We start from the raw sequence: 12770 nt of genomic DNA, 5'->3' as shown, positions 1-12770 counted from the left end.
TCAGCAGCAGAGAAGCGAGATTATGAACCGTGTTTCGCAGCTCGTCAACAACTTTTTTACTACATCGTTGCGACTGCGGGGCTCAACTTCCTGTACCGCCGAGGCCGCTACTACCGGACCTCAACAGCACCGCTTCCCTTCCCTCCCGCGCCGCGTTTCCGTTAGCGCGAAAGAGGCGTGATTCTATGCAGCTCCTGACAATCGCGCAAGGGGTTCGACGCAACTTTTTTACGAACGCTGCAAATTCGGCCGCCCTGCCTTGCCCGGGCACGAGACCGCTTATGGTGCAAAGAACGGACTAGAATGTGAGGTTCTTCGCCTCCTTCTATATACGTCTTTAATATGCGCCAGCGAATCGCCAAACGCCTCCCCCCCGATGCCGACAAACTAGTCGGTCTGTCGCTTGCGCTCTTCGCCTCGGGCAGCCGCATCGAGGATCGCTTCTGGGAAGCGAAGCTCGATGCGCTGCTCGCCAAGATTGTCCGCAACGGCAACCAGACCACGCTCGACGCAGCGCTCGACCATCTTCAGCAGAATCATCCCGATGCCTATGGCGCACTCGCCGACATGGCGGAAACGCACAGCGAGTCGCTGGTGATCGAGCACGACGGCCAACCGTACGATGCACTGCTGGTCGCCGTTCCGGTTCTGGCCTGGACGCGCTATATGATCCCGTCGGGTCCGCTCAAGGGCGACGTCGCCGACGCGCTGCGCACCCATCTGCAGGCCCACGTGCTTGCGAACGGCACCCTGGTCGGGCTTGCGCCGTTCCTCTACAGCATCGACCAGTTGCCGCGGCACCACGTGGAAACCTACCGGCTTGCCCAGCAGCTCGCGCATGCGGCGATCAGCCAGCACACCCCGAAGCTGAGCTTCGGCGATCTGCCGGAAACCTCGCCGATCCTGGCCGACCCGCGCTTCCTGCTCGCAGTCGTCGCCGCGCCCGCCGGTGCGTCGCTGTTCCGCTGGCAAGAAGAAGAAAACGGCAGCCGGATCGAGCGCGGCCAGTGCCTCGAGCAATGGACGGCGCAGGGCGGCCCGAACCTGTCGATCGCACTGCCCGGCTGCGAGTTCGAATGCCTGCTTCCGGACGCGTACTACTCGGCCTGTCGGGATGCGGACGAGCGCATTCGTCCGCACACCGTTCGAACCGCCATTCGTTATCTTTTCGACACACTTGGTGCGGCGCCGCAGGAGCTGCGCGCGGTGGTCGCCGGCTTCGGCGAACGCCGTATCGACGAGTATCGTGTCGGCTTCACGCGGCGTGCCAGCAACGACGTGATCTACGGTGTCGTGTGGCCGCTCTACGGCCGTGAAAACGGCGACGTCTCGATGGACAGCGCGACGCTCGAGGGCGAAGCGCCGATCGAAGGGCCGCTCGAGGAAATCGTGAGCCTGCTGAAGGAATGCGGCGTAACCGACGTCCGACGGCACGCGGGCCGCTTCGAACCCGAATACTGCGACGACTGCGGCGTGCCGCTCTACGCGGATCCGCTCGGCGAAATCGTCCATGCGGAAATGCCGGAAGACGCATCGCCCGCCCAACCGCACTTCCACTGATCCGCACCGCAGGCCCTGACAGCCTGCCCGCCCGAAGCCGCTTCCGGTTCCTGCCGAAGCGGCTTTTTTCTTGTCCGATCCACCGCCGCGCGAAATTTCGAACATTTCCTAAGCCTTTCAGCCGAGCAGACATCGTGTAAGGTCTTTGTCATTATCGGGGCCAGCACATACCCGACAGCAACTCAATGACTCACCCTTACGGAGGTTGAATATGCGGTTCTTGGTGCTTAACTCAGATGCCGAGCGGCGTGACGGACTGAAGGCCCTGTTGCGGCAGATCGACCGGCACGCCAGCATCAACGATGCGCCGGACAGTTTCCAGGCGCGCCGGCTGCTGCGCACCCAGCGTTTCGACCTCGTCGCGATCGACTGGCTCGACGTGGGCCGGCTCAGCGAGCTTCAGGCGCTCTGCAGTGCGTGCTCGCCGACACCGGTCGCCGTCCTGGTCGACGAGGTGTCGCCTGAAGCGATTCAGCGCTTCTTCCACTACGGGGTCGCGGGCGTGATTCCGCATTCCACGCGGCCACACCTGATCGTGCGCGCGCTCGAGATCGTGCTGCTGGGTGGGCACTACATTCCGCCAGGCGCGCTCAGCCTGTTGCCCTCGGCGGCTGCGGCGCGACACGATGCCCATTTCCAGACGCTCGCCGGCTCGCTTCCCCGTCGCCCGCCGAGCGGCCTCCTGTCGCCGCGGCAAGCGCAGATCATGCGGTTCGTTCACATGGGCAGCACGAACAAGATGATCGCCCGTACGCTCGGCATCAGCGAAGGCACCGTGAAGATCCATCTCGCCAGCATCTTCCAGCAGCTTGGCGCCGCAAACCGCGCCGCCGCGGTCGCGATCTACAACGGCTGGCTGTCGCCCCATCTCGAGGTACTGCTGGCGAACCGCAGCCGAGCCCGCAAGCCGGCCATCGGCGAACACGGCCCGGCTCCGCTGCGTACACAACGGAACGACCGTCCCTATCCGTTGCCTGCCGCCAATACGGGCACGCAGGACTTGCCGCTCGCTGCCGAGCCGCCTGCACGATTCCGGCGCGGACGCTAGGCAAACAGTCTCGATATTGCGACGGTCGGCAAGTGCGGATTCCCACCTTTGATGCTCAACGAGTAATATGAACGCATGGGTTTTCTTTTCACACCGCTTCCGCTCTGGGTTGGCATCGGTGGCTGGATCGCTGCCGTGGCCTTGCTCGCGCTCGCGATCTGGAATCGTCCCTTCGTACGCCTGCAAGACGCCACGCTCCAGCACGTGTGGCTCGCGCTCGTCACCGCGATCGCGGTCCTCTGGGCCTCGAATGCGTGGCTCGAAGATGGCATCGTCATGCATCTGCTTGGCGCAACGCTGCTCGTCACGCTATTCGACTGGACGCTCGCACTGATCGCAATGGGCGCCGTCACGGCGGTTGCCGCGATCATCTTCGACGCGCCGTGGCAAGGCATTGGCCTGACCTATCTGATCTACGGCGCACTGCCTGTCGCTGTGTCGGCGTTGCTGCAGCGCGCCGCGCTCGCATGGCTGCCGCACAACCTCGCGTCATTCATCACCGGCCAGGGCTTCCTGTCGCCGGCCATCGCGATCGTCACAGTCGCCGCCGCGGCTGCCGGTGTTCAGCTCGCGCTCGCGGATGGCGTGCCCGTCGTGATCCCGGCCGGCTATCTGCTGAACACCGCGCTGCTCGCACTCGGCGAAGCGTGGTTCACCGGCATGGCAACGGCACTCATCGCCGTCTATCGCCCCGCCTGGGTCACGACCTTCGACGTCCGACGCTATCGCCTCGGCGGCCCGCGCGCCTGAATTTCCCTCCCGATCGGGGCACCGTCGACGCACGCCCCTTCGACGCATTCCGCAGCGCGGCAGAATACGTGATCTACTGCCGCACAACTTTTTTACGCTAAGATTGAACTCCTGTTCTTCATCGGGCATCTATACGTGCCCGATGTCTCCTTCGCTCCTCACCAATAACCAGATGGACAGCTCTCCTGCCTCGCTCCGGATTTTCCGGGCGCTCGGCAAGCTGGCAGCCTGTATCGCGGGCCTGTCGCTTGCGCTTCCCACACCGGCACTCGCCGACCTGCTCGACCAGCGCTCCGAACTGATCAACAAATTCGTCAACGAGATGCATGCCGATCCGCTCGCCGCCGATTGTGCCGCGCACGGCAGCTTCATCGCCAGCACGTCGACGGCATTCGATCGCGTCGACTTCGCACCGAACGCATTCGACAGCGGCAACGCGACGATCACGCCATGGAACGACTCGTTCGACCAGGGCAAGCAGCGCGTGAAGGTCGACAACATCGTCACGGTCGACGGGCTCGGCATCCACACCGATGGCAGCGATCCGACGCCGCTGAAATTCCGCTGCGGCTATGTCGGCCAGCAAATGCTTGCGTTCAGCTGGAACGACCCCGTTCCGCCGCTGAAGCCGCGCGTCGAGCGCTCGTCGTCGTCGAAGAAGTTCAAGGGCAAGTCGCATCGCGGCAAGGCCAAGGCGAAGGCATCGGGCCGCACGAGCAAGAAGGCCGTCGCCACGAAGAAGTCGAGCGGCCAGAAGAAAGCCGTCAAGAAAAAAACCGCGAAGAAGTCCTGATACGACGGAGCGGCAACGACAGCCGCAAAAAAGAAAGCCGGAGCATCCTGAGATGCCCCGGCTTTTTTTCATGCGCCAACGGATGCGCTTACGCGAACGTGTCGACGTGCACCAGGATCGCCGCCAGCATCGCCGCGCCGAGCGCTGCGCTACGCTCACCGTTCCAGCCGACGCGCTCGTCGGGCAGGTTCGCGTTGTCCTTGAACGGCATCTCGAGCGTCAGCGACAGGCAACCGAACTGATGGCCGATGTACTTCGACGCGAGCTTGAGCGCATCTTCCTTGTACTTGCTCGCTGCGTAGCCATGCTCGGTCTGGAAGTCGGGGCTCGCGACCTTGAACGCGTCGATGAATGCGGTCTGCTCCTTGCCCTGCTGCTCGGTGAAGCTCGGCAACATCTCCGAACCGGCGACGAACACGTACGGCAGATCCTCGTCGCCGTGAATGTCGAAGAACATGTCGCAGCCGATCGCATGGATCGCATCGCGCACGGCCAGCACTTCGGGGCTGCGCTCGGCATCGGGCGCCATCCACTCGCGGTTCAGGTTCGCACCTGCCGCATTAGTGCGCAGGTTGCCGTGCACGCTGCCGTCCGGGTTCATGTTCGGAACGATGTAGAACGTCACGTGATCGTAGAGCTTGCGCGCGACCGGATCGCCGGCCCAGCCCCCCCATCCGGCCAGCCGCTTGACGAGCCCCTCGACGAACCACTCTGCCATCGACTCGCCCGGATGCTGACGCGCGATGATCCACACCTTCTTCTTCGACGCACCATCGGCTTCCGGCGTGCCGAGCGTCAGCAGCGACATCGGGCGGCCTTCGACCGTGCGGCCGAGCTCGACGACGCTCGCCTGCGGCAACTGCTGCACCGCACCGAGAAACGCTGCGTGACGCTCCTCCGAATACGGTTCGAAATACGCGTAGTAGATGCTGTCGAACTCCGGCGTATGGTCGATGGTCATCGTCTTGCCGTCGAACGTCGTCGGCACGCGGAACCAGTCGACCCGATCATAGCTCGCCACCGCGTGGTAGTTGCGCCAGCCCGACGGATACGCGCATTCGGCCGCGTTCTCGAACGTCATCACGCATCGCTCGCCGCGCGCGCCCGTCAAGCGGTAGTAAAACCATTGCGCGAATTCCGAGCGATTGTCGCCGCGCACGCGCAGGCGGATCGCGTCGGGGCTGTCGCACGACACGACGTCGATTGCGCCTGCGTCGAAATTGCTGGTGATCGAAAGGGTCATCTGTCTCTCCTTGGGCGACCGGTTCGGGCGGTGTGCCGCCTGCCCGGCCTCATGCATGCGCCGGCCGTCTCGTGAACGGCCGGCTGGGTCACTCGCCGACGCGCCGGCGATATACGTAAGTCGAATCGTTCGACGCAGCCGCATCGAACGCATAGCCTTCCGTCGCGAATTCCTTCAGCGCCTTCGGGTCGGTAATCCGGTTCTCGACGACGAAACGCGCCATCAGGCCGCGCGCGCGTTTCGCGTGGAAGCTGATGATCTTGTAGCGGCCGCCCTTCCAGTCCTCGAACACCGGCGTGATGACCGGCGCGGCCAGCAGCTTCGGCTTGACCGACTTGAAGTATTCGGTCGACGCGCAGTTGACCAGCACGCGTGCCGCGCCGCTGCGCGTCTCGAGCTGCTCGTTCAGCGCCCGCGTGATGCGGTCGCCCCAGAACGCGTACAGATCCTTGCCGCGCGCGTTCGCGAAACGCGTGCCCATCTCGAGCCGGTACGGCTGCAGCAGGTCGAGCGGACGCAGCAGCCCGTACAGGCCCGACAGCACGCGCACGTGCTGCTGCGCGTAGTCGAGATCGGTGGACGACAGCGTTTTTGCGTCGAACCCCTCATAGACGTCGCCGTTGAACGCGAGCACGGCCTGCTTCGCATTGGCCGGCGTAAAGGTACGCGACCAGTCGGCGTAGCGCTGGAAATTCAGGCGTGCGAGCGGATCGGAAATATCCATCAGCGTCGCGATGTCCTGCGGTGAAAGCTTGCGCAGGCCGTCGATCAGCTCCGACGCGTCGTCGACGAATGCAGGCTTCGTGTAAGACTGGACGTGCGCGGGCGTATCGTAGTCGAGGGATTTGGCTGGAGAGAGAACGATTATCATAGAGGCTCGCTGGCACGCCGTGCCTTGCGGTCAGACGAAAACCACCGATTGTAACGAATGACCCGCTCTCTCGCCCCGCATGCCGCACACCGCGTCGTGCTCGACTCGAACGTCTGGATCGACATCCTCGTATTCGACGACCCCGCTACACGCCCGATCCGCGCTGCGCTGGAGCGCGGTACGCTGGCTGCCGTGATCGACAGCCGCTGCCTGACCGAACTCGAGTACGTGCTCGATTATCCGCAATTCCAGTCGCGCGCGATCGACAAGGCGGCCGCCCTCGCGACCGTTGCCCGCCTCGCAAGCCTCGTCGAACCGCCGCCCGTCGACGCAGACGCGCCGCCGCTGCCGAAGTGCAAGGACCGCGACGACCAGAAGTTTCTCGAACTCGCCCGTGCCGCGCAGGCCGAGTGGCTCGTGTCGAAAGACCGCGCGCTGCTGAAGCTCGCGAAGCGCACCGCACGCGACTTCGGCTTCCGGATCGCGCAGCCTGCGCCGTTTACCGAGGCCTGCGCACTCGACACCACGCCGGCCTGACGCATACCAACCGATTTCGACCGTATCGATGAACGCTCCTTCAGACATGCCAACGACTCCCGTTTTCCCCTCGCGCCTGCCGAACGTCGGCACGACGATCTTCTCGGTCATGAGCGCGCTTGCCGCCGAAAAAGGGGCGGTGAACCTCGGCCAGGGCTTCCCGGATTTCGATTGCGACCCGCGCATCGTCGACGCGGTCGCGGCCGCGATGCGCAACGGGCACAACCAGTATCCGCCGATGGCCGGCGTCGCGCCGCTGCGCGATGCGATCGCCGACAAGATCGCGCAGGTCTACGGCCGGCGTTACGATCCGGCTACCGAAATCACGGTGACGGCCGGCGCCACGCAGGCGCTGCTAACGGCGATCCTGTGCGCGGTGCATCCGGGCGATGAAGTGGTCGTCGTCGAGCCGACCTACGACAGCTACCTGCCGTCGATCGAACTCGCGGGCGGCAAGCCCGTGTTCGTCACGCTGGAAGCACCCGACTACGCGATCCCGTTCGACCGTCTCGCGGCCGCGATCACGCCGAAGACGCGGATGATTTTGATCAACACGCCGCACAACCCGACAGGTACCGTGTGGCGCGAGGCGGACATGCGCAAGCTCGAGGACATCGTGCGCGGCACCAACGTGCTGATCCTGTCGGACGAGGTGTACGAGCACATGGTCTACGACGGCGCGCGCCACGAGAGTGTCGCGCGCTACCCGGAACTCGCCGCACGCAGCTTCATCGTGTCGAGCTTCGGCAAGACCTATCACGTGACGGGTTGGAAGGTCGGCTACGTCGCGGCGCCTGCCGCGCTGACCGCGGAATTCCGCAAGGTCCACCAGTTCAACGTGTTCACGGTGAACACGCCGATGCAGATCGGGCTCGCCGACTACCTGCGCGACCCGGCGCCATACCTGTCGCTGGCCGGCTTCTACCAGAAGAAACGCGACTTCTTCCGGGCCGGCCTCGAGCGCTCGCGCTTCAAGCTGCTGCCGTGCCCGGGCACGTACTTCCAGTGTGTCGATTACTCGGCGATCAGCGACCTGCCCGAAGCGGAATTCTCGAAGTGGCTCACGTCGGAGATCGGCGTGGCTGCCATTCCGGTCTCGGCGTTCTATCACGAGCCGCACGAGTCGGGCGTCGTGCGCTTCTGCTTCGCGAAGCAGGAAAGCACGCTCGCGTCCGCGCTCGAACGACTCGCCCGCCTGTAAGGCCCGCACGGGCGGCCGCACGCCGCCCTGCGGAAACCGCGCTTACGAACGCGCGACGCTCGTCGCTTCGATGTACGCCTTGCGCTCGGCGGCCACGCGCTGCGCGGCCGGACGCTCGGCAACCTGCTTCGCATGCGCCTTCCAGTCGATGCCGGCGTCGAGCAGGAAATCGCGCCCGAATATGGCCTTCGTCGCCATCCCGATGACCGGCAGATGGACCCACGCGGCGATGTCCGCGAGGCCGAACGAGCCGCCGAGAACATACGGCGAAAACTGCGTCATCTGCTTGAACGCATCGATCGCACGCGGCAGGCGCTTCTCGACGTGCGCCTTCATCCCGTCGCTGACCTTGCCGCCGAAAAACGCTTCGGTATAGACCTCGCGCGCCATCCATTCGAGATACAGCTCGAGCGTCTCGACCAGTTCGCGCACCTTCGCGGCCGCGAACGGGCTCGCCGGGAAAATGCCTTTCTCGGGATAGCGCGCCGCCAGGTATTCGATGATCACCTGCGACTCGAACAGCGCGCCTTCTTCGGTCTTCAGAAAGGGAATCTTGCCGAGCGGCGAATCGGCGAGCTGCGCCGCGTCGCTGATCGGCAAACCGCATACCGCTTCCTCGAACGGAATGTCGTGCTCGAGCAGGACGAACTTCACCTTGTTGTAGTAGTTGGACAACGGAATACCGCACAGCTGTAGCATCGGAGTCTCCTTCCTTGCTGAAGCGCAGCCGCAACGGTGCCGGCCGCATCGGGATTCATCGCGCTGAAAAGCACGTTCGTGCTAGTCTAAAGCAAGTTTTGCGTTCGTCACGACAACATTACATCCGCTGCGGCTGCAGCTCCGCCTGCCCGTGCAACACACCCGGCGCCGCAGCCCCGCCATCCGATGGAGACACACTCGCATGAGTGCTGAACTGCTGGCCTCGCGTCCGCCCGAGAGCGAATCGACGCTCGTCCTCACGCTATCCAATCCCGGCGCGCGCAACGCGCTGCATCCCGACATGTACGCGGCCGGCATCGAAGCGCTCGCCACCGCCGAGCGCGATCCGGCGATTCGCGCCGTCGTACTGACCGGGGCCGATCGCTTCTTCTGCGCAGGCGGCAACCTGAACCGGCTGCTCGAGAACCGCTCGAAAGACCCGTCCTACCAGGCCGACAGCATCGACCAGCTCGCCGCATGGGTCACGGCGATCCGCGCATCGACGAAACCGGTGATCGCGGCCGTCGAAGGCGCCGCGGCCGGCGCGGGCTTCTCGCTCGCGCTCGCGTGCGACCTGATCGTCGCCGCGCACGACGCGAAATTCGTGATGTCGTATGCGCGCGTGGGCCTCACGCCGGACGGCGGCGGTTCGTGGTTCCTCGCGCGCACACTGCCGCGCGCGATGGCAGCCGAGATCCTGTTCGAAGGCAAGCCGGTCACGGCCGAACGCCTGCATGCACTCGGCGTCGTCAACCGGCTCGCCGTGCCCGGCACGGCACTGAACGACGCGCTCGCCTGGGCCGACGCACTCGCCGGCATCTCGCCGAATGCGCTCACGCGCATCAAGTCGCTGCTCGACGACGCGACGGCGCAACCGCTCGATGCGCACCTCGGCACCGAGCGCGATCATTTCGTCGCCTCGCTGCATCATGCGGACGGCCTCGAAGGCATCACCGCCTTTCTCGAGAAGCGTCAGCCGCACTACAAACGCTGATCCGCCCCACCGCCCATCGCAACGACGCAACGCCGCCGCATCCGGACGATGGGGCGCGCAGCGTCGACAGCGACCTTCCGCTGCGGCTGCACGCACCCGTCTGCCCGCTCGTTCCGGTCGCCAGCAGCCCGCGTCGATCCATGCTCTAATGGCCGCCTGTCGCGGCGCTGCCGGCGCCGTTTTCGCGCATGCCACCAAGGAGTTGACGATGATCGACGTCTATAGCTGGGCGACCCCGAACGGCCACAAGGTGCACATCATGCTCGAGGAAACTGGCCTCGCGTATCGTGCCCATCCGGTCGATATCGGTGCAGGCGACCAGTTCCAGCCCGAGTTCCTGAAGATCAGCCCGAACAACAAGATCCCCGCGATCGTCGATCCGGACGGCCCCGGCGGCCGGCCGATCTCGCTGTTCGAATCGGGCGCGATCCTGATCTACCTCGCGGAGAAAACCGGCAAGTTCCTGCCGGCCGATCCGGCCGCGCGCTATGCGACGCTCGAATGGCTGATGTTCCAGATGGGCGGTGTCGGCCCGATGCTCGGGCAGGCGCACCACTTCCGCCTGTATGCACCGGAGAAGATCGAGTACGCGGTCAACCGCTACACGAACGAAGCGAAGCGTCTGTACAACGTGATGGAGAAGCGCCTCGGCGAATCCGAATATCTCGCAGACGACACGTACACGATCGCGGACATTGCGACGTTCCCGTGGACGCGCTCGTGGCAAAACCAGGGCATCGTGCTCGACGAATTGCCGAACGTGAAGCGCTGGCACGACGCGATCGCCGCGCGACCGGCCGTGCAACGCGGCGTCGAGGTACTCGCATCGATGCGCAAGCCGCTGCAGGACGACAAGGCACGCGAGGTGCTGTTCGGCGCAACGCAATACGCGAAGCACTGACACGCGCGTGACGCGCGGAGCGGCAGCCGTACCTGCCGCTCCGCCCTTCAGAAGTAGTGCAGCGTGATGAACTCCGCCGCGCATACCGGCCGCGGCGCGTCGGGATGCTCGACCTCGATCGACACCGACCACGTCACCTGTATGCCGCCCCGCGCGGCCTCGGCCGTTTCCTTCACCGCGAACAGCGCGCGCACGCGCGCACCGACCGGCACCGGCTTCAGAAACCGCACGCGGTTCAGCCCGTAGTTCACCCCCATCTTCTGCTCGAAGCGCATCGCGTCGGTCATCAACGCGGGAATCAGCGACAGCGTCAGGAACCCGTGCGCGATCGGCCCGCCGAATGGCGACTCGCGCCGCGCGCGTTCGGGATCGACGTGAATCCATTGATGATCGCCGGTCGCATCGGCAAAGCCGTCGACGCGCGGCTGGTCGATCTCGATCCAGTTGCTCGCGAGCGGCGCCGCACCGACTCGCGCCTGCAGCGCCTGCGCCGACGCGATCAGTGGCAAGGTCGCATCGGTCATGCGTTCGCCCGTCCCGGATGGCGCAGCCCGAAGAGCACCTTCGTGTGCACGCTGATCACCGTCTCGCCGGCTTCGTTCACGCCGACCCACTCCGTCGACACGATGCCGCGGTCGGGCTTGCTCTCCGACACGCGCTTGTCGTGGACCTTCTGGTACATCGTGATCGTGTCGCCGGCTCGCACCGGCTTGAGCCAGCGGATCGAGTCGATGCCCGGCGAACCCATGCTGGTCGAATCCGGCCCGAGCTTCTTGATGAGCAGGCTCATGAACACCGAGCACGTATGCCAGCCGCTCGCGACGAGCCCGCCGAAGTGCGATGCCTTCCCGGCTTCCTCGTCGAGATGGAACGGCTGCGGGTCATAGCGTTTCGCGAACGCCTTGATGTCGTCGGGCTCGAACGTGTAGCTGCCCACTTCGGTGGTGCTGCCGACCACCAGGTCTTCGTAACTGATACCCACTTGCAATTCTCCTTGTCTGGCGCGCTCGCGCGTCGCCGTCATGCCGCGTCGGCCTGCGCGAAATCGGACAGCGCCGCGATGCGGGCCAGATGATGATCGGTATCGCCGAGCGTCGTCTCGATGATCGTCAGCCGCTTGAACAAATGCGCGGCGGCGACCTCGTTGGTCACGCCCATGCCGCCGTGCAACTGGACGGCCTGCTGGCCGACGAAGCGCGCGGCCGCACCGACACGCGCCTTCGCGGCCGACACGGCCTTGCGCCGCGCGTCGGCGTCGCCGCTCGCGTAGCGCACCGCCGCCAGATAGGTCAGCGAACGCGCCTGCTCGGCGTGAATCAGCATGTCGACCATCCGGTGCTGCAACGCCTGGAAACGCGCGATCGGCACGCCGAACTGCTCGCGCGTCTTCGTGTATTCGACCGTCGCGCGATTCAGCTCGTCGAGCGCGCCGACTGCTTCCGCGCACAGCAGGAACGTCGCGTAATCGGCAATCTGCTCGAGCGCCGCCGCGTCGCGTGCACCGCCCGACAGCAGCCGGGCCGGCGTTTCGTCGAATTCGAGCGTCGCGGCACGCTGGCCGTCGATCGTCCGGTAGTCGGCCACCTTCGCGTTCGCTGCGTCGCGTTCGACGACGAAGAGGCCGATGCCGCCGCTGTCGACACGCGCCGGCACGATCCACGCGTGCGCCTGTGCGCCATGCTGGACGACCGACTTGGTACCGGTCAGCCGGTACGTGCCGCCCTGCTCGCGTGCGTGCGTGTCGAGTTCGTACAGGTCGTAGCGCGCGCGCGGTTCGTGGAATGCAACCGCGACACGCTTCTGCCCTTGCGCGACCGCCTCCAGCAGCGCGGCATCCTCGCCTGCGCCGGAGCCGGCAACGCGCAATGCCTCGACGCCGACCGCCGTGGCCCAGTACGGCTCGATCACGAGCGCTCGGCCCAGCTCCTGCATCACGACCAGCATGTCGACCGGGCCGCCGCCGAAGCCGCCCTGTGCGTCGGGCACGGGCAACGCGGTCAACCCCAGTTCGGTGAAGGCGCTCCACTGCGTGTCCGATACGCCCGCGTCGCTGCGCACGATCGCCTGGCGCGCTTCGAAGCCGTATTGCTCGCCGAGATAACGACGCAGCGCGTCCGTGAACTGCTGCTGCTCATCGGTAAAGCTGAAATCCATGGTTGTCTCCGTTGCCTGA

General features: G+C 65.3%; 14 protein-coding genes. 8 read left to right on the top strand and 6 right to left on the bottom strand.

Annotated elements, in window-relative coordinates; all coding sequences use genetic code 11:
* The first annotated feature begins 342 nt into the window (after positions 1-342).
* The 4 genes from BLA15945_RS27385 to BLA15945_RS27370 all read left to right on the top strand — a co-directional run bounded on the left by BLA15945_RS27385 (position 343) and on the right by BLA15945_RS27370 (position 4151).
* The gene (locus BLA15945_RS27385) at positions 343-1560 is read left to right on the top strand and encodes a DUF2863 family protein (protein ID WP_059233624.1); all 1218 of its coding nucleotides are present in this window, start codon (positions 343-345) and stop codon (positions 1558-1560) included.
* Positions 1561-1771: 211 nt separating this feature from the next.
* Positions 1772-2608 (top strand): response regulator transcription factor, encoded by an 837-nt coding sequence (locus tag BLA15945_RS27380; RefSeq protein ID WP_059233623.1) that lies wholly within the window; start codon positions 1772-1774, stop codon positions 2606-2608.
* Positions 2609-2683: 75 nt separating this feature from the next.
* Positions 2684-3358 carry an energy-coupling factor ABC transporter permease gene (locus tag BLA15945_RS27375; RefSeq protein ID WP_059233622.1) on the top strand — a complete coding sequence of 225 codons (675 nt, stop codon included), beginning with the start codon at positions 2684-2686 and terminating at the stop codon, positions 3356-3358.
* 142 nt (positions 3359-3500) lie between these two features.
* Positions 3501-4151 (top strand): BspC domain-containing protein, encoded by a 651-nt coding sequence (locus tag BLA15945_RS27370; protein WP_174993831.1) that lies wholly within the window; start codon positions 3501-3503, stop codon positions 4149-4151.
* Between the two features lie 88 nt (positions 4152-4239).
* Here the strand turns inward: BLA15945_RS27370 and BLA15945_RS27365 are convergent, their stop codons facing one another.
* On the bottom strand, positions 4240-5394 hold the full coding sequence (locus tag BLA15945_RS27365; protein ID WP_174993830.1) for a M14 family metallopeptidase: 1155 nt from the start codon (positions 5392-5394) through the stop codon (positions 4240-4242).
* A gap of 88 nt (positions 5395-5482) precedes the next feature.
* Positions 5483-6265: a peroxide stress protein YaaA gene (yaaA, locus tag BLA15945_RS27360; RefSeq protein WP_059233619.1), complete on the bottom strand. Its 783-nt coding sequence runs from the start codon at positions 6263-6265 to the stop codon at positions 5483-5485.
* A gap of 57 nt (positions 6266-6322) precedes the next feature.
* Between yaaA and BLA15945_RS27355 the strand changes: the two genes are divergently transcribed.
* A complete protein-coding gene (locus tag BLA15945_RS27355; RefSeq protein ID WP_059233618.1) occupies positions 6323-6802 on the top strand; it encodes a putative toxin-antitoxin system toxin component, PIN family in 480 nt (159 codons plus the stop codon).
* A gap of 28 nt (positions 6803-6830) precedes the next feature.
* Positions 6831-8003 (top strand): pyridoxal phosphate-dependent aminotransferase, encoded by a 1173-nt coding sequence (locus BLA15945_RS27350; protein ID WP_174993829.1) that lies wholly within the window; start codon positions 6831-6833, stop codon positions 8001-8003.
* A 42-nt stretch (positions 8004-8045) separates the two neighbouring features.
* On the opposite strand, the gene BLA15945_RS27345 is transcribed toward BLA15945_RS27350, so the two are convergent.
* Positions 8046-8702, bottom strand: coding sequence for a glutathione S-transferase family protein (locus BLA15945_RS27345; protein ID WP_174993828.1), 657 nt, complete (start codon positions 8700-8702; stop codon positions 8046-8048).
* Between the two features lie 202 nt (positions 8703-8904).
* On the opposite strand from BLA15945_RS27345, the gene BLA15945_RS27340 reads away from it, so the two are divergent.
* Together BLA15945_RS27340 and BLA15945_RS27335 are read left to right on the top strand one after the other, a co-directional pair.
* A complete protein-coding gene (locus BLA15945_RS27340) occupies positions 8905-9696 on the top strand; it encodes an oxepin-CoA hydrolase, alternative type (protein ID WP_059233615.1) in 792 nt (263 codons plus the stop codon).
* A 208-nt stretch (positions 9697-9904) separates the two neighbouring features.
* Positions 9905-10597, top strand: coding sequence for a glutathione binding-like protein (locus BLA15945_RS27335; RefSeq protein ID WP_174993827.1), 693 nt, complete (start codon positions 9905-9907; stop codon positions 10595-10597).
* A 47-nt stretch (positions 10598-10644) separates the two neighbouring features.
* On the opposite strand, the gene BLA15945_RS27330 is transcribed toward BLA15945_RS27335, so the two are convergent.
* Genes BLA15945_RS27330 through BLA15945_RS27320 form a run of 3 tightly spaced genes read right to left on the bottom strand, consistent with a single transcriptional unit; the run spans position 10645 to position 12751 of the window.
* On the bottom strand, positions 10645-11121 hold the full coding sequence (locus BLA15945_RS27330; RefSeq protein WP_059233614.1) for a MaoC family dehydratase: 477 nt from the start codon (positions 11119-11121) through the stop codon (positions 10645-10647).
* Positions 11118-11579: a MaoC family dehydratase gene (locus BLA15945_RS27325; protein WP_059236673.1), complete on the bottom strand. Its 462-nt coding sequence runs from the start codon at positions 11577-11579 to the stop codon at positions 11118-11120. The genes BLA15945_RS27330 and BLA15945_RS27325 overlap by 4 nt, the downstream gene beginning before the upstream one ends.
* 38 nt (positions 11580-11617) lie before the next feature.
* Positions 11618-12751, bottom strand: coding sequence for an acyl-CoA dehydrogenase family protein (locus tag BLA15945_RS27320; protein WP_174993826.1), 1134 nt, complete (start codon positions 12749-12751; stop codon positions 11618-11620).
* Between the last annotated feature and the right edge of the window lie 19 nt (positions 12752-12770).

This window comes from Burkholderia arboris, from assembly GCF_902499125.1.
In the GTDB taxonomy this organism is placed as follows: Bacteria; Pseudomonadota; Gammaproteobacteria; order Burkholderiales; family Burkholderiaceae; genus Burkholderia; species Burkholderia arboris.
Note: the sequence above shows the minus strand (reverse complement) of the source record. Positions and strands in the feature narration are given on the sequence as shown.